The sequence below is a fragment of the Aeromonas schubertii genome (assembly GCF_000820105.1).
Taxonomy (GTDB): Bacteria; Pseudomonadota; Gammaproteobacteria; order Enterobacterales; family Aeromonadaceae; genus Aeromonas; species Aeromonas schubertii.
The window spans coordinates 91134-113424 of sequence record NZ_CDDB01000039.1 but is presented as its reverse complement, the minus strand read 5'-3'; the positions used below and the strand labels follow the sequence as shown (position 1 = coordinate 113424).

General features: G+C 62.8%; 21 protein-coding genes. 3 read left to right on the top strand and 18 right to left on the bottom strand.

Annotated features, from left to right (window positions below):
• Positions 1–7: 7 nt before the first annotated feature.
• From BN1133_RS07580 to BN1133_RS07525, 12 genes are all read right to left on the bottom strand, one after another.
• Entirely contained in the window at positions 8–1639 is a 1632-nt protein-coding gene (locus BN1133_RS07580) for a methyl-accepting chemotaxis protein (RefSeq protein WP_050665931.1), read from the bottom strand.
• A 141-nt stretch (positions 1640–1780) separates the two neighbouring features.
• Complete coding sequence (locus BN1133_RS07575) at positions 1781–3085, bottom strand: inosine/guanosine kinase (RefSeq protein WP_050665930.1); 1305 nt, start codon at positions 3083–3085, stop codon at positions 1781–1783.
• Between the two features lie 149 nt (positions 3086–3234).
• Positions 3235–3618, bottom strand: a complete 384-nt coding sequence (locus BN1133_RS07570) for an MAPEG family protein (RefSeq protein ID WP_050665929.1) — start codon at positions 3616–3618, stop codon at positions 3235–3237.
• Positions 3619–3631: 13 nt separating this feature from the next.
• Positions 3632–4606, bottom strand: a complete 975-nt coding sequence (hemH, locus tag BN1133_RS07565) for a ferrochelatase (protein ID WP_050666009.1) — start codon at positions 4604–4606, stop codon at positions 3632–3634.
• 64 nt (positions 4607–4670) lie between these two features.
• A complete protein-coding gene (gene adk / locus BN1133_RS07560; RefSeq protein WP_050665928.1) occupies positions 4671–5315 on the bottom strand; it encodes an adenylate kinase in 645 nt (214 codons plus the stop codon).
• Between the two features lie 204 nt (positions 5316–5519).
• Positions 5520–7430 carry a molecular chaperone HtpG gene (gene htpG, locus BN1133_RS07555; RefSeq protein ID WP_050665927.1) on the bottom strand — a complete coding sequence of 637 codons (1911 nt, stop codon included), beginning with the start codon at positions 7428–7430 and terminating at the stop codon, positions 5520–5522.
• A gap of 194 nt (positions 7431–7624) precedes the next feature.
• Positions 7625–8227, bottom strand: coding sequence for a recombination mediator RecR (recR, locus tag BN1133_RS07550; protein WP_050665926.1), 603 nt, complete (start codon positions 8225–8227; stop codon positions 7625–7627).
• A gap of 91 nt (positions 8228–8318) precedes the next feature.
• Positions 8319–8780, bottom strand: coding sequence for a putative pterin-binding protein (locus BN1133_RS07545; protein WP_050665925.1), 462 nt, complete (start codon positions 8778–8780; stop codon positions 8319–8321).
• An 87-nt stretch (positions 8781–8867) separates the two neighbouring features.
• On the bottom strand, positions 8868–9197 hold the full coding sequence (locus BN1133_RS07540) for a YbaB/EbfC family nucleoid-associated protein (protein WP_050665924.1): 330 nt from the start codon (positions 9195–9197) through the stop codon (positions 8868–8870).
• A gap of 120 nt (positions 9198–9317) precedes the next feature.
• Positions 9318–11657 carry a DNA polymerase III subunit gamma/tau gene (dnaX, locus tag BN1133_RS07535; protein WP_050665923.1) on the bottom strand — a complete coding sequence of 780 codons (2340 nt, stop codon included), beginning with the start codon at positions 11655–11657 and terminating at the stop codon, positions 9318–9320.
• 149 nt (positions 11658–11806) lie between these two features.
• On the bottom strand, positions 11807–12352 hold the full coding sequence (gene apt / locus BN1133_RS07530) for an adenine phosphoribosyltransferase (RefSeq protein ID WP_050666008.1): 546 nt from the start codon (positions 12350–12352) through the stop codon (positions 11807–11809).
• Between the two features lie 105 nt (positions 12353–12457).
• A complete protein-coding gene (locus BN1133_RS07525; protein ID WP_050665922.1) occupies positions 12458–12832 on the bottom strand; it encodes a YbaN family protein in 375 nt (124 codons plus the stop codon).
• Between the two features lie 105 nt (positions 12833–12937).
• On the opposite strand from BN1133_RS07525, the gene dusC reads away from it, so the two are divergent.
• The 3 genes from dusC to BN1133_RS07510 all read left to right on the top strand — a co-directional run bounded on the left by dusC (position 12938) and on the right by BN1133_RS07510 (position 15249).
• Positions 12938–13882 carry a tRNA dihydrouridine(16) synthase DusC gene (gene dusC, locus BN1133_RS07520; RefSeq protein WP_050665921.1) on the top strand — a complete coding sequence of 315 codons (945 nt, stop codon included), beginning with the start codon at positions 12938–12940 and terminating at the stop codon, positions 13880–13882.
• 85 nt (positions 13883–13967) lie between these two features.
• On the top strand, positions 13968–14345 hold the full coding sequence (locus tag BN1133_RS07515) for a TraR/DksA family transcriptional regulator (RefSeq protein ID WP_396021101.1): 378 nt from the start codon (positions 13968–13970) through the stop codon (positions 14343–14345).
• Between the two features lie 139 nt (positions 14346–14484).
• Complete coding sequence (locus tag BN1133_RS07510) at positions 14485–15249, top strand: substrate-binding periplasmic protein (protein WP_050665920.1); 765 nt, start codon at positions 14485–14487, stop codon at positions 15247–15249.
• Here the strand turns inward: BN1133_RS07510 and rnd are convergent.
• The 6 genes from rnd to BN1133_RS07480 form a co-directional block, all read right to left on the bottom strand.
• A complete protein-coding gene (gene rnd, locus BN1133_RS07505) occupies positions 15203–16315 on the bottom strand; it encodes a ribonuclease D (protein WP_050665919.1) in 1113 nt (370 codons plus the stop codon). The genes BN1133_RS07510 and rnd overlap by 47 nt on opposite strands.
• 76 nt (positions 16316–16391) lie before the next feature.
• Positions 16392–18071 (bottom strand): long-chain-fatty-acid--CoA ligase FadD, encoded by a 1680-nt coding sequence (gene fadD, locus BN1133_RS07500; RefSeq protein ID WP_144431459.1) that lies wholly within the window; start codon positions 18069–18071, stop codon positions 16392–16394.
• Positions 18072–18259: 188 nt separating this feature from the next.
• Positions 18260–19111, bottom strand: a complete 852-nt coding sequence (locus tag BN1133_RS07495; protein ID WP_050665917.1) for an alpha/beta fold hydrolase — start codon at positions 19109–19111, stop codon at positions 18260–18262.
• A complete protein-coding gene (locus BN1133_RS07490) occupies positions 19095–19631 on the bottom strand; it encodes a Slp family lipoprotein (protein WP_050665916.1) in 537 nt (178 codons plus the stop codon). The genes BN1133_RS07495 and BN1133_RS07490 overlap by 17 nt, the downstream gene beginning before the upstream one ends.
• 38 nt (positions 19632–19669) lie before the next feature.
• Positions 19670–20359, bottom strand: coding sequence for a tRNA (adenosine(37)-N6)-threonylcarbamoyltransferase complex dimerization subunit type 1 TsaB (tsaB, locus tag BN1133_RS07485; protein WP_050665915.1), 690 nt, complete (start codon positions 20357–20359; stop codon positions 19670–19672).
• Between the two features lie 12 nt (positions 20360–20371).
• On the bottom strand, positions 20372–22219 hold the full coding sequence (locus BN1133_RS07480) for a DNA repair helicase YoaA (protein WP_227002246.1): 1848 nt from the start codon (positions 22217–22219) through the stop codon (positions 20372–20374).
• Between the last annotated feature and the right edge of the window lie 72 nt (positions 22220–22291).

Sequence of the window (22291 nt, the reverse complement as noted above, 5' to 3'; positions counted from 1 at the left end):
CCTTTCCTCATATTCGGTAGCTGCCAACCAGGGTGGAGAGCTGCCTGCTGCGCGATTCAAGCTGAACCACGGCCCGCTCCGTCTGCTCGTTATGCTCGAGGGCCCGGTGGGCAGCCAGGGCTATCGTGTCCATGTGGCTGTGGATCCCCCGCACAGAGTCGGTCTGCTGATTCGCCGCCTCGGCAATATGCCCGTTCATTCGGCTGATGGTATCGATGACGGTCGAGATATGGCCGATCACCTCGCCCATGCGAGCCGCCGAGCTGGCGGTGACGTCCGAAAGAGACTGCAACTGGCCGATCTGGCCCGTCACCTGGGCCGTCCCTTCTTGCACCCTGGCTATCATGTCGCGGATCTCATCGGTCGAGGCATGAGTGCGATTGGCCAGGGTGCGTACCTCATCGGCCACCACCGCAAAGCCGCGCCCCTGCTCCCCGGCCCGGGCGGCCTCGATGGCGGCATTGAGGGCCAGTAAATTGGTCTGCTCGGCGACCCCGCGGATCACCTCAAGAACTCTCTCGATGCTCTGACTGTTGGAGTCCAGCTGCGACACGGCGGTGACCGAGGTCATCAACTGGGCGGCAAGACGACCGACCGCATCGGCCGTCTCCTGCATCAGGCTCTGCCCCTCCCGGATCATCATCATGGCCTGCTCGGCCGACGCCGCCGCCTCACGGGTATGATCGCCAATCTGGGTGCAGCCGGTCGTCACCAGCGCGATCGCCTCTGCCGCCTTCTTCGTATCCCCCACCTGTTCATTGGCGAGCCGATGGTGGCTACGTGCGACCGACGCCAGCTGGGTGGCCGCCTTGTCGTTTTCCGCCGCGATCCCCTGCACCTGCAGCACCAGAGAGCCCATCTGTTCGGTGAAGCGGTTGAAGTTGCGAGCCAGTGCCGATAGCTCGTCACGCCCCTCGGCCTGTAACCTGGCCCGTAAATCCCCCTCCCCGCGAGCCAGCTCATCGAGCGCCCCGGTCGTCGCCGCCAGCGGCGTCACGATAGAGCGCGTCAGCCACCAGAGTGCGCCGCAGAGGACGGCCAGGATCACGCCGCTGAGCGACAACAGCCGCACCAGGACCTGCCAGTACTGCTGCTGCACGTCATCCACATAGATGCCGGTTCCGATGATCCAGTCCCAGGGCTCGAAACGCTTCACAAAGGAGATCTTGGCCACGGGCTCATCGGCCCCCGGCTTGGGCCATTGATAGGCCACATGCCCCCCTTCGCGCCGGGTCTGGGTGGCGGTCACAAACTCGACGAAAAGACGCTTGCCAGCGGGATCTGTGATGGAGGAGAGATCCTGGCCATCGAGCGCAGGCTTCATCGGGTGCATCACCATGAAGGGGCGGCTGTCGTTGATCCAGAAGTAGTCATCATGGCCATAACGCAGCGCCTTGAGTGTCTGGAGCGCCGCCTGCTTGGCCTGCGCCTCATCAAGCTCCCCGGCCTCGACCCGCTTGGCGTAGCTGGCCACCAGGCTCCAGGCCGTCTCGACCTGATGACGGGTCTGCTTGCCCTTCTCCGCCATCAGACTGCGATAGTCCAGGGTTGCCGCAAGCAGGGTCAACAGGACGAGTGAGAGGACAATGAGTAGCGACACCAGCAACAGACGCTGGCGAATGGAGAGCGTTCTTAGCACACCGAGTTCCTCCGTTGAACAGGTCTAGCTACGCTATGGCATTAGGATCAAATAGTCCATTTGACTCCGCACTCATGCATCAGGAGTTTGATAGCGGACACGAAAAAGGGGCCCAAGGGCCCCTTCTCACACATGCCGGGATCAACGCTCCCAGTACACCTCTTCCAGGCTGTCTTCCTTCTCAGGCAGGCCACGGGAGAGACGCGGGCTGCTCTGGGCCAACACCTCATAGCTCACCCGGTTGGCGTACTTGCACACCTGAGAGAGGGAGGAGTAGGTGAGGAAATCGGCCACGTGCTTGGCGGAGTTGGGCACGGCACCGCGGTGGTAGGCATTGGCCACCATGTCGTGCAACACGGCAGACAGGGCCCCGTCGCCGGCACCGTTGGTGTTCTTGATCTTCTCCGGCCCACCCATGTAGGGGGAGATGTGGGAGTAGATGCGCTTGGGCACGCGGCAGCCACTGCGGGTCATGGGGCGGCTGAACTCGTACATGTTGAACTCGGGAATGACACCGGGCAGCAGTGGCAAGGTGGTCTCGCGCTTGAAGTCATCCTCGGTGTAGGCCGCCATGTAAAGACCCACAGGGCCTGCGGTGCAGAGCACCATGTCGGCCCAGTCCAGCGCCTTGTCGGCGGCGGCCAGGGGATCGGCAAAGCCGGTCAGGGCCTCCCCTTCCTCTTCGTTCATGGCAAGTACGGTGACGTTCTCGCTGATGAAGTCGCGCCACCACTGGGGATCGGACTCGATGACGAAGCGGGTGCCGAGGGTCAGCACCACGGGGACGCCTGCCTCACGGGCGTAGCGCACCGCACTCATGGCCGCCTCTTTCATGGGGGTGCCATCTTCACCGCGCACCAGGTAGGCGGTGATGACCAGCGCCGAGGCCTCCTTGATGATGCTCTCGGGGATGTGGGCCACATCCAGATGGTCCATCTTGCCGGGGTTGATGCCAAAGCTGCGCTCACCCCCTTCGGTGATGAAGGTGAAGCAGCGACCGATGGGGCCATCGACCGGCTGCAGGTAGTCCAGGTTGACCCGGGACGAGGTGTTGCACAGGTAACGGTAGGCATAGCTGCCGATGCGGATGTCCTGACTCATCACCCCGAGCAGGATGGAGTGGGAGTCAGCCAGCACCGAATAGTTGTGCATGGTGTTGCCGATAGTGCCACCGGCAAACTCGCTCACCACCATGTTGTTGCTCTTGAGCTCGTCGTAGATCTGCTCGGCCACCTCGTCGGAGATGAGCATGGAGTGGCCACGGCTCAGGCCATAGCGCTCGAGGAACGCGACATCCACATGAGCTTCAATATCGACCAGCGTCTGATCAATCCCCACCACATACGCCTTGCCCCGCTCGCCGAGGGTTGCATTCTGGGAGATGAGGGGATCGCGGCGATCCACCGGAAAGTAGTGTTTGGACTTGCGCTGACCGGGAAATTTCATGGCTCTGATCTTCGGCTGAAGGGGAAAAAGTGGGGCGCGATTCTACCACATCGCGGCGGTGCGAAAAGTCGCCCGTTTCACTTTCCTTACCAAGACAACGCAGGCACGAAAAAGGAAAACGTTTACCGCCGAAGTCTGCGTCCCCGGGCTCACCAGCCCAGACAGATACCCTGAACACTGGCCATCAGCAAGGCGGTAAAGGTCAGTATCATGCCCCCTTTGCGGGCTAGATTGGGGGCAGCCCGCTGCTGGATCCCCACCGCATGAAGCAGGCGTCCCGCCAGAAGCAGCAGACCGATGGCGTGCACCATGACCGGGGAGGCACCGGCCAGCTCGACGCCACCCATCAGCAGCAGTATCAGGGGGACATACTCGGCAAAGTTGCCATGGGCGCGCATGGCAGAGCGCAGCACCGGCTCGTTGCCATCCCCCAGGGATACCCGGTAGCGCAGACGACAGCGGATCACCCAGGCAGAGAGGTACAGAAAGAGCAGGCCCAGCAGGCCCGCATAGATCAAGGTAATGTGCAGCATCTTGGCTTCTCCTTCAGGCCAGCTCGCGGCAGATGAGCGACACCATCATGCGGATATGGGCCGGATCGTCGTTAAGGGACGGGATGTAGTGAAATGCCTCACCACCGTGCTCGAGGAACAGCTCGCGGTTCTGGCCGTCGATCTCCTCCAGGGTCTCGAGGCAGTCGGCCGAGAAGGCGGGACAGACGACATCGAGCCGTTTTATTCCCTTGGCCGGCAAGGCGGCGACCGTCTCGTCCGTATAGGGCTTGAGCCACTCCTCCTTGCCAAAGCGCGACTGGAAGGTGACACTCCAGCTCCCCTCGGCCAGCCCCAGCTCGGTGGCCAGCAGGCGGCCCGTCTCACGGCACTGATAGCCGTAAGGGTCACCCTCCTCCTGATACCGTTCGGGAATGCCGTGAAACGACATCAGCAGGTGATCCCCCTGCCCCTGCTGCTCCCAGTAGCGGCGCACGCTCTGGGCCAGGGCACGGATATAGTCGGGGTGGCCATGATAGTCGTGGATGAGGCGCATCACCGGCAGGTTGCGCTCTTTTTTCATCGCCTTGGCCCAGGCATCGAAGACGCTGGCGGTGGTGCTCACCGAATATTGGGGGTAGAGGGGCAATATGATGACCCGATTCACCCCTTGCGCCTTGAGGCTCTCCCACCCCTCGCTCATGGAGGGTGAACCGTAGGTCATGGCCAGGGCCACCGGCACCTCGACCCCCTCGCGCTTGAGCTCCTGCTCAAGCGCCGCGCGCTGACGCTGGCTGATGGCCATCAGGGGAGAGCCATCGGCGCTCCAGATAGACTGGTAGAGCCTGGCCACCTTGGGGGAGCGCGTCGGCAGAATGATAAAGTGGAGCAGCGGGCACCAGAGGGCGCGGGGGACATCGACCACCCGCTGATCGTGCAGAAACTGGCGCAAGAAGGCCTTGACGGCCGCAGTGGTCGGGGCAGACGGCGTGCCCAGATTGACGAGCAGGATCCCGGTTTTGGTTGTCACTTTGCTTCTCTGAGTCATCGTTATAAAAAAAGGGCCCTGATGGGCCCTCTTTTAATACCAGACTTTAGCCCAGCAGGGTAGCCAGTTGCTGACTCACCGCATCGACGCTCTGGGTACCGTCGATCTTGTGGTACCGGGTGCGGCCGGCATCGGCCTCTGCCTTGTAGAACCCGACCAGCGGGGCGGTCTGGGTGTGGTAGACGTCGAGGCGCTTGCGCACGGTAGTCTCTTCGTCGTCGGCACGGATCACCAGATCCTCGCCGGTCACGTCATCCTTGCCTTCCACCTTGGGCGGGTTGAAGACGACGTGGTAGGTGCGGCCCGAGCCCGGGTGTACGCGGCGGCCACTCATGCGCTTGACGATCTCTTCGTCCGGCACATCGAACTCGAGCACGAAATCTACATTGACGCCCGCTTCCTTCATGGCCTCGGCCTGGGGAATGGTGCGCGGGAAACCGTCCAGCAGGAAGCCGTTGGCGCAGTCGGACTGGGCGATACGCTCTTTAACCAGACCGATGATGATGTCGTCGGAGACCAGTTGACCTGCGTCCATCACCGCCTTGGCCTTGAGCCCCAGCTCGGTGCCCGCCGCGATCGCACCGCGCAGCATGTCGCCGGTGGAGATCTGCGGAATACCGTGTTTTTCCATGATGAACTGAGCCTGGGTACCCTTGCCGGCACCCGGCGCCCCGAGCAGAACAATGCGCATACACGCTCCTATTGATTGGTTATTCAAAATTAAGCGCAAGAAAAGCTACACGCTTTCCCCTGCTTCCACAAGTTTCGGGGGGACAAGCGCACAATTTACCACCAGTTCCCGCTCCTTGTGACGCCCTTTTTGCTTCGCGCAACCGAAAGCGTGGTGCGTGAACATGCAAAAAACAGAAGGCCCACCGAGGTGGGCCTTGCACTATTACTTCAGCAGCAGCCGGTTGACGCGGGCCACGAAGCTGGCCGGATCGGTCAGTCCTCCCTGCTCCGCCAACTGGGCCTGTTCGTGCAGCAGGGTCACCCAGTCACCGAACAGGGACTCGTCCTCGATATCGCCCAGCTTCTTGACCAGGGCGTGCTCGGGGTTGAGCTCGAGGATATATTTTTGCTCCGGCACCGGCTGGCCGGCGGCGCGCATCAGCTTGAGCATCTGGGTGCTCATGCCGTAGGCGTCGGTGACGATGCACGACGGCGAGTCGGTCAGGCGATGGGTGACGCGCACCTCTTTGACCGCATCGCCCAGGCTCTGCTTCACCCGCTCGATAAGGTCGGCGTTGGCCTTCTCGGACGCCTCCTGGGCCTCCTTGTCGGCGGCATCTTCCAGCTCGCCGAGATCCAGCTCACCTCGGGTGACCGAGATCATCTGCTTGCCGTCGAACTCGCTTAGGTGGCTCATCAGCCACTCGTCGACGCGATCCCACATCAGCAGCACCTCGATGCCCTTCTTGCGGAAGATCTCCAGATGCGGGCTGTTCTTGGCGGCGGCGTAAGAGTCGGCGGTGATGTAGTAGATCTTCTGCTGACCTTCCTTCATGCGGCCGACGTAATCTTCCAGCGACACGGTCTGAGCCTCGCCGTCACCGGCAGTGCTGGCAAAGCGCAGCAGCTTGGCGATCTCTTCGCGGTTGGCATAGTCCTCGGCCGGACCCTCTTTGAGCACGTTGCCGAACTCTTTCCAGAAGGTGGCGTACTTCTCGGCATCGTCCTTGGCGAGCTTGGAGAGCATGGAGAGCACCCGCTTGGAGCACGCCTTGCGCAGAGCCGCCGTGGTCTTGTTGTCTTGCAGGATCTCGCGGCTCACGTTGAGCGGCAGATCATTGGAGTCCAGCACCCCCTTCACGAAGCGCAGGTAGGTGGGCATGAACTGCTCGGCGTCGTCCATGATGAAGACGCGCTGCACGTAGAGCTTGAGGCCGTGCTTCTGCTCGCGGTTGTAGAGATCGAACGGGGCGCGTGCCGGCACGTAGAGCAGGCTGGTGTACTCCTGAGCCCCCTCGACCCGGTTGTGGGCCCACAAGAGCGGATCCTCGAAGTCGTGGGCGATGTGCTTGTAGAACTCCTGGTACTCTTCGTCCTTGATCTCTTTCGGGTTGCGGGTCCACAGGGCGGTGGCCCGGTTGACCTGCTCCCACTCACCCGGAGTGCCGACGATGGTCTCGCCATCCTCTTCCCGATCCGGGGTGCCCTCCTTGTACATCTCCACCGGAATCGAGATGTGATCGGAGTACTTGCCCACCACGGAGCGCAGACGCCAGTCATCGAGGAACTCCTCTTCCTCGGCGCGCAGGTGCAGGATCACGTCGGTACCGCGACCCTCTTTGGTCACGTCGGCGACGGTAAAGGAGCCCTCACCCTCCGATTCCCACTGCACGGCGCGATCAACCGGCTCGCCGGCGGCGCGGGAAACCACGGTCACCTTGTCGGCAACGATGAAGGCGGAGTAGAAGCCGACCCCGAACTGGCCGATCAGCTGGGAGTCCTTGCTCTGGTCGCCGGAGAGGTTCTTGAAGAACTCGGCGGTGCCGGAGCGGGCGATGGTCCCCAGGTGCTCGATCACCTGGTCACGGCTCATCCCGATCCCGTTGTCGGAGATGGTCAGGGTGCGCGCCTCTTTGTCGACGATGAGACGAACGCGCAGCTGACCGTCGTTCTCATACAAGGAAGGCTCGGAGAGCGCCTTGAAGCGCAGCTTGTCCGCGGCATCGGAGGCGTTGGAGATGAGCTCGCGCAGGAACACTTCTTTGTTGGAGTAGAGGCTGTGGGCCATCAGGCTCAGCAACTGTTTGACTTCGGTCTGAAACCCGTGGGTTTCTGCATGAACGGCTTGGGTCATCGGCAATTCCTTGACGATTTCAGGTTGAACGGATTCGACAAGGAAGATGGGGGCGCCCTGACGGCTTTCAAGGGGTGACAGATAAAATGCCGCACCGACCGCTGCATATTTCACCACTGGCCCGCAGAAAAAGGCCCCGCATGTGCAGGGCCCGGATCTTCCGGGCCTGACGACCCGGTGGCGGGAGTGACGACTCAGTTGAGGGGCTGACGCCCCATCAATGAGTGGGAGAGCGTGGTGCCGTCCACCAGCTCCAGCTCGCCGCCAACCGGTACCCCGTGGGCGATGCGGCTCACCTTGACCCCCGCAGAGCGGGCCATCTCGGCGATGTACCAGGCGGTAGCGTCCCCCTCGATGGTGGGGTTGGTGGCGAGGATCAGCTCCTCGATGGCCTCGTTTTGCAACCGGCGCTCGAGGATCTCGAGCCCCAGCTCCTCGGGGCCGATACCGTCGAGCGGCGAGAGGTGCCCCATCAGCACGAAGTAGCGCCCGCTGTAGTGGCCGGTCTGCTCGATGGCAGCGACATCGGCCGGGCTCTCCACCACGCAGAGCAGGCCGTTCTCGGCACGCTTGGGGCTGGCACACAGATCGCACTGCTCGTTCTCGGTGAAGGTGCGGCAGTGGCTGCAATGACCGATCTCGGTCAGGGCCCGGGTCAGGGTCTGGGCCAGCCGCAGGCCACGGCTGCGCTCGCGCTCAAGCAGCTGGAACGCCATCCGTTGGGCTGACTTGGGGCCGACGCCGGGCAGGACTTGCAGGGCCTTGATCATCTCGTCAAGGAGGGGACTGAATTTCATCGCGCTCTCGTTTTGCTCACGGTGTGGGGCAGGACTATACCCAAACCCGCCCCACCTTGTCATGGGCGAAGACCTGCGTCGATACGGAAGACTAGCGGGCCTCGAGACGCTTGACCTGCCACACCATGCGGCTGTGGTAGCGCTCCTTGTCGAGCTCGGGAAAATCGCTTAAGGGATAGATGATCCAAAGCGGCCCCTTGTTGCGTACCGTGAGCACAGCGCCATCCTGCTCGGCCGCCACCAGCACGGGGTAACGGTCAGCATCTTCCCTGGGGATAGACGCCGCATAGTCGTTAAGTGCCACGGCCCACACCTCGGGGGTCTTGAGCCCGGCCTGATTCAGCAAGTCCCGCAGCAACACCCCCTGGTAAGAGTGCATCCCCTCGGTCCAGGGTGTCTTGGTCGTTAAACGATGTTGGGGCAAAGCGGTAAACTGCTCGCGAGTCAGGCTCACCACCCCACCGGTGCCTGCCTCGATGGTGAGCAGCGGCTCGGCCCGAAGCGAGGGGGCCAGTAGCAGCAGTCCAATCCAGAAAGCGTGTCGCGTGCGCATGATGATCTCCCGTAAAAACCATCACAATCATAGCCTATGAGCCTGAATCGGATACAAAAGGCCCCGCCGAAGCGGGGCCCATCGGGATTAGAACGGCATCTTGAAGCCGGGGGGCAGTTGCATGCCGCCAGTCAGCTCGGCCATCTTGCTCTTGTTCTGCTCCTCGACACGGCGCACCGCATCGTTGAAGGCGGCCGCGATGAGATCCTCGAGCATCTCCTTGTCATCTTCCATCAGGCTCGGGTCGATGTCGACGCGACGTACGCTGTGGTTGCCGGTCATGGTGACCTTGACCATACCCGCGCCGGATTCGCCGATCACTTCCATCTCGGCCAGCTGCTCTTGCATCTTCTGCATGCGCTCTTGCATCTGCTGCGCCTGCTTCATCAGGTTACCCATTCCACCTTTACCAAACATATCTCTCGTCTCTCATCGTGAACGGATGCGGCCAGGCCGCGGGGCTTACCGAACAATATGGGGGCGGCAAGCATTTTTTCAAGCCGGGCGGGCCCGAAGGTGACATCAGCGTGACTGACATCAATCGGTCAGAGGTTCGATGGAGTCGATATGAAGTTCGGCTCCGAAGCGCTGACGTAAAAACTGAATATGGGGATCCCCTTGCATGTCCCCTCGCGCCTGCTCCAACACCTGCATGTAGAGGCGATGTTCGATCTCAAGCGGCGTCTCCTGCCCCTCGACGACCCCCAGCTCCACCTCGACTCGCACCGCCTCACCGAGCGCCGGCGTCAGATGCTCGGCCAGAGCCTGACACGCCTTGTCGCTCACCAGGTGACGCTGCTCGGGCTTGAGGGTCAGGTGCAACAGACCCGGCTCCCGGCGCAACACCGAGTTAATGGCAAGCTGGCGCAGCCGCCCCCCCACCTGGGTGTGGGAGATGAGCTCGGCCCAGGGATCGCCGCAGTGGGCCAGCAGGCTGGCCGGCATCAGGCGCTCGCCAAAGTCCCCCTGCTCCTCGTCGCTCTCCAGTTCATCCCAGTCGATGGGCAGTCGCTCGGGGGAGGCAAGCGCCTCTGTCGCAATCACAGGCTCTGCAACAGGCGGCGCAACCGGCGCGGTCACTGGCATCGCGACAGGCTCGGGGGCCGGCATGGGCGCCGGACCATCATCCAGCGGCCAAGGCGGCAGATCGTCGACGGATGCCGCCGACGCGGGCGGGGCACTCATGGGCGGCTCGGCACTGGCCATGGCCGCCTCGTAGTCGCTCCAGAGCTGACCGTCATCCTCCTCTTCCTCAAGGGGGGCGAAGGCCGGATCCACACGAGGCGGCGCGGGACGCAAAGGCTCTGCTCGCGGCGCGGGGGACGGGGCACTCTCGACCTGGCGAGGCGGTGTGACCGACGGTACCCGCACCGGCGCAGGCTCACCACGGGAGCGGCTGCGCAGCATATTCTTCTTGCCAAGCAGTGCCAGGGCCCCCGAGACCCTGGGCTCAGGCTCAGGGGAGTCGACCACGGGGGAAGGCGCCACGGCCTGTACCTCTTCTTGCGAAGAGGGCGCATAACCCATCTGCTCGGCCTGCTGCATCAACTCGGCCTGCTCGGCAAAGAGGGCCTGCTCGGCGGGCTCAGGCTCTCCCGCCGGTGACGACTTTCCCGTCTCGTCCGCGACCACCGGCGCCGGGCTGATACTCTGCTCTTGCGCCAACCCTTGGGGCCGGGCAGGGGCACTCTCATCGGCAGAGCGCGTCACCTGGGCGGGCACCGCCGTCATGGTCCCCAGAGGCGCCATGGCCTGGGGCGCCGGACTGAAGCTCGCCGGCGGCAGCGCAACCCGGCGGGGCGAGAAGGCGAGCATGCGCAGCACCGTCATCTCGAGGCCGGAGCGACCATCCGGGGCCCAGGGAAGCTCCTTGCGACCATTGAGGGCAATCTGGTAACAGAGCTGCACCTCTTCGGGGCTCATGGTCTGGGCCAACAGACGCAGGGCATCGGCATCGCCCCCCTCCTCCTGCACGCTGGAGGGGAGCATCTGCGCCAATGCGGTGCGGTGCAGCAGGGCCTCCAGCTCGGCATGCAGCTGATCAAAATCGGGGCCCAGGGTGGCGATTTCGGCCACCTTGGCCATGGCAGCCGGCGCATCCTGGCGCAGCACCGCCTCCACCAGCTGGTAGAGGTGGCGATGATCCAGGGTACCGAGCATGGAGAGCACGCTCTCGAGGCGCACGCTGCCGTTGCCGTGGGCCAGGGCCTGATCGGTCAGGCTCAGGGCATCGCGCATGCTGCCATCGGCCGCCTTGGCCAGGGCCAACAGGGCGCGCGGCTCAAACGGCTGCGCCTCCCTGTCCAGCACCCACTCGAGTTGTTTGGCGATCTGGGTCTGATCCAGGCTCTTCAGGTGAAACTGCAGGCAACGCGACAGTATGGTGATGGGGAGTTTCTGGGGATCCGTGGTCGCCAGCAGAAACTTCACATAGGGGGGCGGCTCCTCCAGGGTCTTGAGCAGGGCGTTGAAGCTGTGACGAGAGAGCATGTGCACCTCGTCGATGAGATAGACCTTGAAGCGCCCGCGGGCCGGTCGGTACTGGACGTTGTCGAGCAGCTCACGGGTGTCCTCCACCTTGGTGCGCGACGCCGCATCTATCTCCAGCAGGTCGACGAAGTTACCCTGGTCGATCTCCCGGCAGGTGTCGCAGACGCCACACGGATGGCTGCTCACCCCCTGCTCGCAGTTGAGGCTCTTGGCCAGAATGCGGGCGATGGTGGTCTTGCCGACCCCTCGGGTGCCGCTTAGCAGATAGGCATGGTGCAATCGCCCCTGCTCCAGGGCATTGGTGAGGGCCATCAGCACATGCTGCTGACCTACCACCTGGTCAAATGTACGGGGGCGCCACTTGCGGGCCAGAACCTGATAGCTCATCGCACTCCATCTGGGGCTGGGAGGGTAATGGCGGGGATGCTAACACAAAGGGGGCGACGGCAATACCGTCCGGGGATCGAGTGCGCGGATTTGCGGCACCCATAAACGACAAGAGCCGCCCTGAGGCGGCCCTTGTCAGCACGAGGGGATCACTCCCCCTCGAACTCAACCAGGCTCAGCACCTTGACACCGGCCGCGGTCAGGCGGGCATCGCCGCCCAGCTCGGGCAGGGAGATGACGAAAGCAGCATCGGTGACCTCACCGCCGGCACGACGGATAAGCTTCACCGCCGCATCCACGGTGCCACCGGTGGCCAGCAGATCGTCGACCACCAGCACCTTGTCACCGGCCACGATGGCATCGGTGTGCATCTGCAGGGTGTCCTGACCGTATTCCAGCTCGTAGGACTCCTCGATCACCTCACGCGGCAGCTTGCCGGGCTTGCGAACCGGCACGAAGCCGACGCCGAGGGCACAGGCCACCGGTGCACCGAAGATGAAGCCACGGGCTTCGGTACCCACTACCTTGGTGATCCCCTGATCCTGATAGTGCTTCACCAGCAGATCGATGGTGGTGCGAAATGCCTCGGCATCTTCCACCAGGCTGGTGATATCGCGAAACATGATGCCCGGCTTGGGATAGTCGGGAATGGTCTTGATGCTGTTTTCGAGAAACTTCAGGGTATCCGGGTTCATGTTGTAACCGTTGATTCGACTCGCCTCGGCGAAAAACAAAAAAGCCCGTCATCGCAAAAATGACAGGCCCACTCCATTGCATTTTGCCGCCATAGCTTAGGCACTTCACTCCTTCAATGCAACTGGCTCGACCAGGGGCAAACGATTGAGCCAGGTGAGCAGGATCACCATTATCACCACAAGCAGGACACGCACCCGGATATCGGGTATCAGGATCAGCGAGAGTGAGAAGGTCATCAATATAAAGAGGTTGGCCCGCCGCCGTGCCGAACGGCGAATCCCCCTGTGTTGCTGCCAGTCCAGGATCAGGGGGCCGAAGTAGCGGTGGGCCAACAGCCAGGCGTGAAAGCGCGGTGACGAGCGGGCGAAGAGGGCGGCGGCCAGCAATACAAACGGGGTTGTCGGCAACAGAGGCAGCACAATCCCAATCACACCAGTGACAAGACTGAGCCAGCCAAGCAGCATCAAGAGTGTCTTCATCTCGCTCCTCCCCAGAGTACGACTATCCTGGCTGAGATGGTGGCTGACAGGCGCCCCCCTTGCCACTACAATCTCGCCTCCTTTTTCACGCAGGCAGCCATTTTCATGCACGTCACTCTGGCCCCCATGCAGGGGGTGCTCGATCATCTCATGCGCGAGACCCTCACCGCAGTCAACGACTACGACCTGTGCATCAGCGAGTTCGTGCGGGTGGTCGATCAGCTGCTGCCTGCCAAGGTCTATCACCGCCTCTGCCCCGAACTCAAGCAAGGCGGCAAGACCCGTGCCGGCACGCCGGTCAGGGTACAACTGTTGGGACAACACCCACAGTGGATGGCCGAAAATGCCCTGCGCGCCGTGGAGCTCGGCTCCCCCGGGGTCGATCTCAACTTTGGCTGCCCCGCTCCCACGGTCAACAAGAGCCAGGGGGGCGCCGTGCTGCTGAAAACCCCCGAGACGGTACACGCCATCGTGCGGGCAGTGCGCGATGCGGTGCCGGCGCACCTGCCGGTCAGCGCCAAGATCCGCCTGGGCTTCGAGGACAAGTCCCTCTATATGGAGAACGCCGACGCCGTCTGTCAGGGGGGCGCCAACGAGCTGGCAGTCCACGCCCGCACCAAGGTCGAGGCCTACCGTCCTCCGGCGCACTGGGAATATGTGGACGCCATCCGCCGCACCCTGCCCATCCCGGTCACCGCCAACGGCGAGATCTGGAACCACGCCGACGCCGTCCGCTGCCGCGAGGTGTCGGGTTGCGATCGCCTCATGGTGGGACGCGGCGCCCTGTCGCTACCCAACCTTGCCGATGTGATGAAGCAAGGGTGCCCCCACATGAGCTGGCCCGAGGTGCTGCGACTCATGGTGCGTTACAGCGATCAGGATCTGGCCAGTGACAAGGCCGACTACTACCCGAGCCGCATCAAGCAGTGGTTTAGCTACCTCAAGCGGGAATACCCTGAGGCCGATGCGCTGTTTCTCTCCCTGCGTACCTATAAAGAGACAGCGCCAATCCGGGAGGCCCTGCTGCAGGCGGCAGAAAAGCTGGGCTAACCATGGCTAACTTGACTCATATCATTCTGAGCCCCCTTCGCCCTCCCTATACTGAGCGCACTGTTGTTAGCCTGATGGGGGCATTGTGTGTGAACTGAGTGAGGCACGCCTGATCGAATGGCGTCGCCGTCTCGAATCCCTTTGGGCCGAAGCCCGCGCCGAGCTGGTTGCCCGGATGGAAGCGACGCAGGTTGGCGAAATGGGGCCCGAGCTGGCCCAGTGTGATACCGAGCAGCTGATCAGCATAGGACAGCGACTCCTGCCCAACCAGAGCGCCCCCCTGACCGCCCGGCTGCTCCATGTGGAGGCCGCCCTCTGTCAGATGGAACTGGGCCTCTATGGTCTCTGCGCCGACTGCGAGGAGCCGCTCTCCGTCGCCGCACTGGATCAGGATCCCGCCCTGCAGCGCTGCCCGCGCTGCGAGAGTCGTTATCGCAAGGGCAACCACGCCCACGAATTGTAATGGATGCCGCCTCTGGCTGGTGAGCCGCTCTCCCCTGCTCAATACTCTGGGGAGTGACTCCAGCCGGGGGCGTATCGTGCTTCGTTTACTCCTGCTTCTTTTTTTGGCTCTTCCTCTTGCGGCCCATGAGGCCAACAAGATGCATCAACCCCTGCGCGTCGGCTGGACCGACTGGTATCCCTACTCCTATCGCAGCGCAGGCAACCTGACCGGCCTGGATGTGGAGCTGACTCGTCTCATCCTGGAAGAGGCAGGCTTCACCCCCCAATTTATCGAGATGCCCTGGGCCAGGGTGCTGCGGGAGATCGAATTTGGCTCGATAGATATCGGCATGTCGGCCAACAACACCGAAGAGCGCGCCCGCTATGCCCGTTTCTCTCTCCCCTACCGCACCGAACAGACCGCCCTGATGATCCACCGCCCCCAGTTGCCCCAGTGGCAGCACCTCAAGGGATTACAGGAGCTTGTGGGACGCGACGACTTCCTGCTCGGGGTGCTCAAAGGCTTTGATTACGGTGAAACCTTTCGCCCCCTGCTGGCCGATCCCCGCCTTCAGAAACAGCTGATCGTTCGTATGCGCCTCGAGCCACTGGTTCGACTGCTGCTCTCTGATCGGATCCAGGGCATCATCATAGATCCGGGTAATCTCATCACCCTGAGACAAAGTGCCCTCCCCCTCGATGAGCTCTACCCGCTGATAACGACCCGGGCCACCCCGGTGCACCTCATCATGAGCCTCGCGAGTACCGACGAGCAACAAAAGGCCCGGATCGATGCCTCGATCCGGGCCCTGCTCGTCGACAAGCGGCATTATGAGAACATACTCAAACGCTTCGGGGCAGAGATCTCCCTGCTCCCTATTCCTGCAGCAGATGCCCCACCAGCTCACGGCGCCAGCCGGTGAGCAGAGCAGGAGGCTCGAGTGCAGCACGCTCGGCCTCGCTCAGGCGCCAGCTCCAGGTGAAATACTGGTGGATGGTCTTCTTGCTGGCGATAAGTTCGGGCGGCACGCCACACTCCTTGGATTTCTCCTCGACCAGGGCCTTGATGCGCTTGAGCTCCCCCTTGTACTGGGGAAAGTCTACCAGCCGGCGGATACGCTCGGGCCACAGCTGCGGATCCCCGGCCTGGGCTTTGGCGACGATATCGAGCAGGCGCTTGCCATGGATCTTGATCTCGATGGGCAGCAGGCCAAGCTCGTTGAGATCGCGCAAAGAGGCCGGTCGGCGCTCCGCCACCTTGTAGAGATGCAGCTCCTTGACCACGAAGTTGACTGCCAGATCCCGGCGTACCGCCTCCTGTTGGCGCCAGGCCGCCAGCTCGCGCAGGATGGCGAGCTCGCGCCGCCCCAGCTGCCAGGCGTTGCCGATGTCCAGATACGCCTGATAGGGATCGCTGATGGCCACCTTGCGGGCGCAGTGGCTACGGCACTCCTCCTCGAACCAGGCCAGCTTGCCACTCTCGGCGAGCCGCGCCATCACCTGCCGGTAGAGAGGCACCAGATAGAAGACGTCAGCCGCCGCATAGTCGAGCTGACGCGGGCTCAAGGGACGGGCCAGCCAGTCGGTGCGGGCCTGATCCTTGACCAGCTCCACCCCGAGGAAATCTTTGACCAGGGCGCCAAAGCCCACCGACACGCCGTAGCCCAGGAAGGCGGCGGCGAGCTGGGTGTCATGCATCAGGGCCGGCAGGTGGCCGGCCTCATGCTGGATGAGTTCGAGATCCTCACCCGAGGCGTGCAACACGCTGAGGCGGCCCGGCTCACCGAGGATCTTCCACAAGGGGGACATGTCCACGGCCAGGGGATCGATCAAGGCCAGTTGATGGCCGTCGTAGATCTGGAACAGGCCGAGTTGGGGGTAATAGGTGCGGGTGCGCACGAATTCGGTGTCGATGGCGAGCGGCCCGTCCGCGAGCTCGGCCAGGTAGGCCTCGAGACGGGGCTGCTCAAAAATCAGTTGGTATTGCATGGCGTCGCCTTGTGCTGACCGGCCCCGAAAACAACAGCGCCGTGGGGGAACCACGGCGCCGGGGAAGGCAGGGACCTTATTGCTGCTTGGCAAGCTCCTCGTCACGCAGCACGCGGCGCAGGATCTTGCCCACATTGGTCTTGGGTAGTTCGTCGCGGAATTCTACCAGCTTCGGCACCTTATAGGCAGTCAGATGTGTGCGGCAGTGGGCTATCATATCCTCTTCGCTCAGACTCTGGTCTTTGCGCACCACGAAGATCTTCACCACCTCGCCGGACACCTTGTGAGGCATACCGACGGCGGCCACTTCCATCACCTTGGGATGCATGGCCACCACATCTTCGATCTCGTTGGGATAGACGTTGAAGCCGGAGACCAGAATCATGTCCTTCTTGCGATCGACGATCTTGAAGAAACCCTGCTCGTCAAAGGTTGCGATGTCACCGGTGCAGAGCCAGCCATCCTGGATCACCTCGGCGGTCGCCTCGGGGCGCTGCCAGTAGCCGGTCATCACCTGGGGACCGCGCACCTGCATCTCGCCCGGCTTGCCGAGCTCGCTCACGACCTGACCCTCGTCATCGACCAGGCGGATCTCGGTGGAGCAGACCGGCAGGCCGATAGAGCCGTTGTAGGTAGTGAGATCGTAGGGGCAAACGCTCACCAGGGGGGCACACTCGGTCAGGCCATAGCCCTCGAGCAGGGGCACCCCAGTGGTCTGCTGCCACTTCTCGGCCACCGCGCGCTGTACCGCCATGCCACCACCAATGGTGAGCTTGAGGCGCTCGAAGTTCATGGAGGAAAAATCGGGATTGTTCACCAGGGCATTGAACAGGGTGTTAACCCCAGTGATGCAGGTGAAGGGATATTTCCTGATCTCCTTGATAAACCCGGGAATATCGCGCGGGTTGCTGATGAGCAGGTTGTAGCCACCGAGGCGCATAAAGAGCAGGCAGTTCACGGTCAGGGCGAACACGTGGTAGAGCGGCAGGGCGGTGACCACGAACTCCTTGCCCGCTTGCAGGCGCGGCCCGTAGACACCCAGACACTGCTCGACGTTGGCAATCATGTTGCGGTGGGTCAGCATGGCCCCCTTGGAGAGGCCGGTGGTACCGCCGGTGTACTGCAGGAAGGCGATGTCCGAATTCTTGATCTCGGGTTTGACATACTGCAGGAAGCGTCCCTTGGCGAGGGCATGGCGCATGGTGCTGGCCCCCGGCAGGTTGTATTTGGGTACCAGCTTCTTGACGTACTTGACCACGAAGTTGACCAGGGTCCCCTTGGCCAGCCCCAGGTTATCGCCCATGCGCGTCAGGATGACGTGCTTGACCGGGGTGTCGTAGACCACCTTCTCCAGGGTGTGGGCGAAGTTGGAGACGATGACGATTGCCTTGGCGCCCGAGTCCTTGAGCTGATGCTCCAGCTCACGCGGGGTATAGAGGGGGTTGACGTTCACCACCGTCATGCCGGCGCGCAGGATGCCAAAGACGGCGATGGGGTATTGCAGCAGGTTGGGCATCATGACCGCGACCCGATCACCCCGCTCCAGCTTGAGTTCATCTTGCAGGTAGGCGGCGAAGGCCCGGGACTGCTCTTCGAGGCGACGGTAGGTGATGGTCTGTCCCATGTTGACGAAGGCGGGCATGTCGGCAAACTTGCTCACCGACTCCTCGAACATCTCCACCAGAGAGCCGTACTTGTCCGGATCGATCTCGGCCGGAACCCCTTCCGGGTAACGCTTGAGCCAGACCTTCTCCACGTGATTCTCCTGCATATAAAGCACCTGTGCGCTCACCCTGTTTCCTCCATCCCTGGATCATTCAATCGGCTGTTTTGAGCTAGAGCTCTAAGGTAGTCACATGGTGACACAAGGATTATTGAATTAACAGCGATTTAACAGAGTGAGACTGGATTGAATTGAAAGAATAGTGACGTAGGGCGGGGATTCTACCGGATAAGGCAGAATTTTTCGATACAAGCTGCGGTGATTGCAGGATCTTCCATATGGAAGTGATGTCCTCCCTCCACCATGCCGGATTCCAAGCGCCCTATGGTATCACGACGCGCCACCAACTGATGGCTGAGCTCGGGATAACCGCGCGTCCCCTGCAACAGCAGTACGGGCGCCGTGATCGCCCCGAGCAGCGCCCTGGTCTGTCCCTCGCTCATGCGCAGAGGTGTGCGCTCACGCAAGGCGGGATCGCTGCGCCAATACCAACGCCCTGCCCGCTCGATCAGGGCTCGCTCCACGATGAGACGCACCAGATGAGGAGCCAGATCCCCCACCTGGCAGCGGGCCACCACCGCCTGCTCCGGTGTCGAAAAACCGGGGTGCTGGCGCCGGGTGGTGCGGGTACGACTCTCGAGTACCCGGCGGATCTGCCCCGGCACCTCCTCATCGGGCGCAGTGAGAGGACCCAGTCCCTCGAGCAGGATGAGGTGAGAGACCTGCTCGGGAAAGACCCCGGCATAGGCCGAGGCGATCAGCGCCCCGAGAGAGTGGCCGAGCAGGATGACATGGTGCCACCCCGCAGCCCGGATGATGCGATGAAGATCATCCAGCCAGTCCACAAACACATAGGGGGTCGACTTGTGGTCCGAATGACCGTGACCGGGCAGATCGATGGCGACCAGCTGACACCCCTGAAGGTGAGCGGCCAGGGGTCGAAAGCTCTCGCTGTTATCGAGCCAACCGTGAAGGGCAAGGATCAGGGGAGCGCCGGGCTCCCCCCAACGTTGAAAGGCGACCCGGCGGCCATCATCGAGCCGGATCTCGCCGGTGTCAGCGTGGCAGGGCATGGATAGAGCGCCGCGGCCAGAAGGGATCGTAGAAGGGGTCATAGAAGAAGGGATCCACATAGCGAACCTCAACCTCTTTGACCGGGGGCCAGAGCTTGCTCTTGTCCACCTCCAGGACCGCGAAACGGTAGGGATGCTCCCCTATCTTGCCATCCACCGGGGCCGCCACCTTGCCGAGCACGCTCAGGGAGCGCCCCTTGGCATAGAGGGTGGGATCCACAAAGCCCGGCATGATGGCGAGAAACCGCCCCGCGCTCTGCTCGGTCTGCTGCGGCACCCCGTTGGATTTGAGCGGCAACTCCACCACCTCGAGCACACTGCGGCTCGGCTCGTTGCGCACCTCGGCAATGACCCCGCTCCAGCGCGCCATGGCACCACTTTGCTCCAGCGCAGGCTTGAACGGTACCAGTGCCGATTCAGGCTCGTAGGCGAGCTCCCGCGGCACAGTGCCGCAGGCCGCGAGCAGTAGGGTCGCCGCGCCCAACAGTAGTCTGCTCCACGGTTTCGATGAATAACCCATGCACAACCCTCCTCGAAAGAGGGGGGCTCCCCCTCCGGTCATTCCCGACCCGGCAGCTTCTTCCAGGTCACCTTGTCCCGCAAGTATACGGGGGTTGCGGCCTCAACCGCTACCGCCTCACCGGCTAACCAGGCGGCGCGGGCAAGCGGCAACATGTCCTCGGCCATCGGTAGCCAGGGAGCGCTCGCAGGCACCTGTTCGCCTGCCAGTTGCAGCACCTCCCCATAGGTAGAAAAACCGGTGCCGATGGCGTGCCACTCCCCCTCCAGGGCGAGTTCGGCAGCCAGCCGTTGAGGATCAATAACACACTCTTCCTGAACCGGCACCATCAGACCCGACTGCTCCTCGAAACGTCCGAAATAGACCTCGTTCATGCGCGCATCGATGGCGGTGAGCACCCGGCGGGCGCCATCACGACGCCAGGCCCCCTGAGCCATGGCCGCCAGGGTAGAGACAGCGATGAGGGGTTTCTCGGCCCCCAGTGCCAGCCCCTGCGCCACGCCGATACCGATACGCACCCCGGTAAAGGAGCCGGGCCCGCGGCCAAAGGCGATGGCGTCAAGATCCGCCAGCGTGATATCCGCCTCGTCGAGCAGGGACTGCACCATGGGCAGGATCTTGCGAGTATGGTCGCGGGGCGCCTCTTCATAACGGGCAAACACCTGCTCACCCACCAGCAGGGCGGCGGAGCAGGCTTCGGTGGCAGTATCGACGGCCAGGATCTTCAACACGCTGTTTCCTTAAACATTGCTTGGCGAGGGCCCAGCGCCCTCGCGGAAAAACTCACCCAGCCGCGCCAACTCCCGGGTACGGGGGATGGGGGGCAGGCTCTTGATAAAGGTGGCGCCATAGGCGCGGTTGACCATACGCGGATCGCAGATGACCAGTACCCCGTGGTCCCCTCTGTCGCGAATGAGGCGCCCCACCCCCTGCTTGAGGGCGATGACCGCCTTGGGCAATTGCACATCGAAGAAGGGATCGCCACCGCGCAGTCGACAATCCTCGATGCGCGCCTTGAGCAGGGGATCGTCGGGAGAGGCGAAGGGCAGCTTGTCGATGATAACACACGAGAGCGCCGCCCCCCGCACGTCGATCCCCTCCCAGAAGCTGGCGGTGGCCACCAGTACGGCACGGCCATTCTCGACGAAGCGCCTGAGCAGCTGCGACTTGTTCTCCTCCCCCTGTAGCAGCACGGTGCGACCCATCTCGCGGCGCAGGACCTCGGCCACCTGGCGCATTGCCTGATGGCTGGTACAGAGGAAGAAACAACCGCCCGGGGTGCGGTTGATAAGCGGAATCATCATGGTGGCAAGCCGCTCCCCACGCCCGAAGGCGTTGGGTTCGGGCAGAGAGCGCGGCACACACAGGCGCGCCTGCTCGGCATAATCAAACGGGCTCTCCAGGGTCAGCTCGGCGCTGCCACCGAGCCCCATCTCACCGGCGAAGTGGCCAAAGTGGCCATCCACCGTCAGGGTGGCGGAGGTAAAGATCCAGCTCACCTCGGGGCGCTGCACCTCGCCATTGAAGCGCTCGGCCACCGAGAGGGGGGTCAGATTCAATGAGAAGTGCAGCCGGGTGCACTCATACCAGTAGGAGCAGCCGGTTTCCCCGAGCGAGAGCACCTCGCCAAGGCGGCTTTTAACCTCACTCACCCGCTCGAAGCACTGGTCGAGCCGCTCGCCGCGCCCGAGCGCTATCTTGAGCACGTCGTAACAGAGCGACAGGGCATCGGTGAGGCGCGCCAGCGCCTGGCCCCAGTGACTGCTTTTCATCATGTCGCGGGTGTTGCCACGTCCGCTCTCCATGCCAAAGGCCAGGCGCAAGTCCTGGCTGGCAATCTGCAGCCGGTCGGCCCCCTTGCCAAGCTGGTTCATGTCCTGGGCCTCGCTGCGATAGGCGAGCTGGATGTCCTGGGCAAGATCTTGCAGGGTGCGACTCGAGAGCGACTTGCCAAAGTAGCTGGTGGCGATCTCGGGCAGCTGGTGCGCCTCGTCGAATACATAGACCTGGGCTTCGGGCACCAACTCGCCAAATCCCGTGTCTTTCACCGCCAGATCGGCGAAGAAGAGGTGATGGTTGATCACCACCACCTGGGCCTCCATGGCCCGGCGACGGGCGATCACCAGATGGCAATCTTCGTAGTAGGGGCAGTCGCGCCCCAGGCAGTTGTCGTTGGTACTGGTGATATGGGGCAGGATCTCGGCGTTCTCCTGCAGCCCCGGAATATCCCCCACATCCCCTGTATTGGTGGTACCGGACCAGGACTTGACCTTGACCAGATCGGCCAGCACCTCGGCCTTTTGCAGATGAGACTCGCTCATCAGGTTGTTGAGCCGCTCGAGACAGAGATAGTTGCTGCGCCCCTTGAGCAGGGCCACCGGGCGGGCATAGTCGAGGGCGCCTATGATGGTCGGCAAGTCCCGGTGATAGAGCTGCTCTTGCAGGTTCTTGGAGCCGGTGCTGATGACGATGCGCTTGCCAGAGTGAAGAGCCGGCACCAGATAGGCGTAGGTCTTGCCGGTGCCGGTCCCCGCCTCCACCAACAGGCGCCCGTGGCTATCGATGGCGCGCTCCACCGCCCTGGCCATCTCCAGCTGGGGAGCGCGGGCGACAAAGCCGTCGATGTGACGAGAGAGGGAGCCATCGGGGGCAAACAGGGT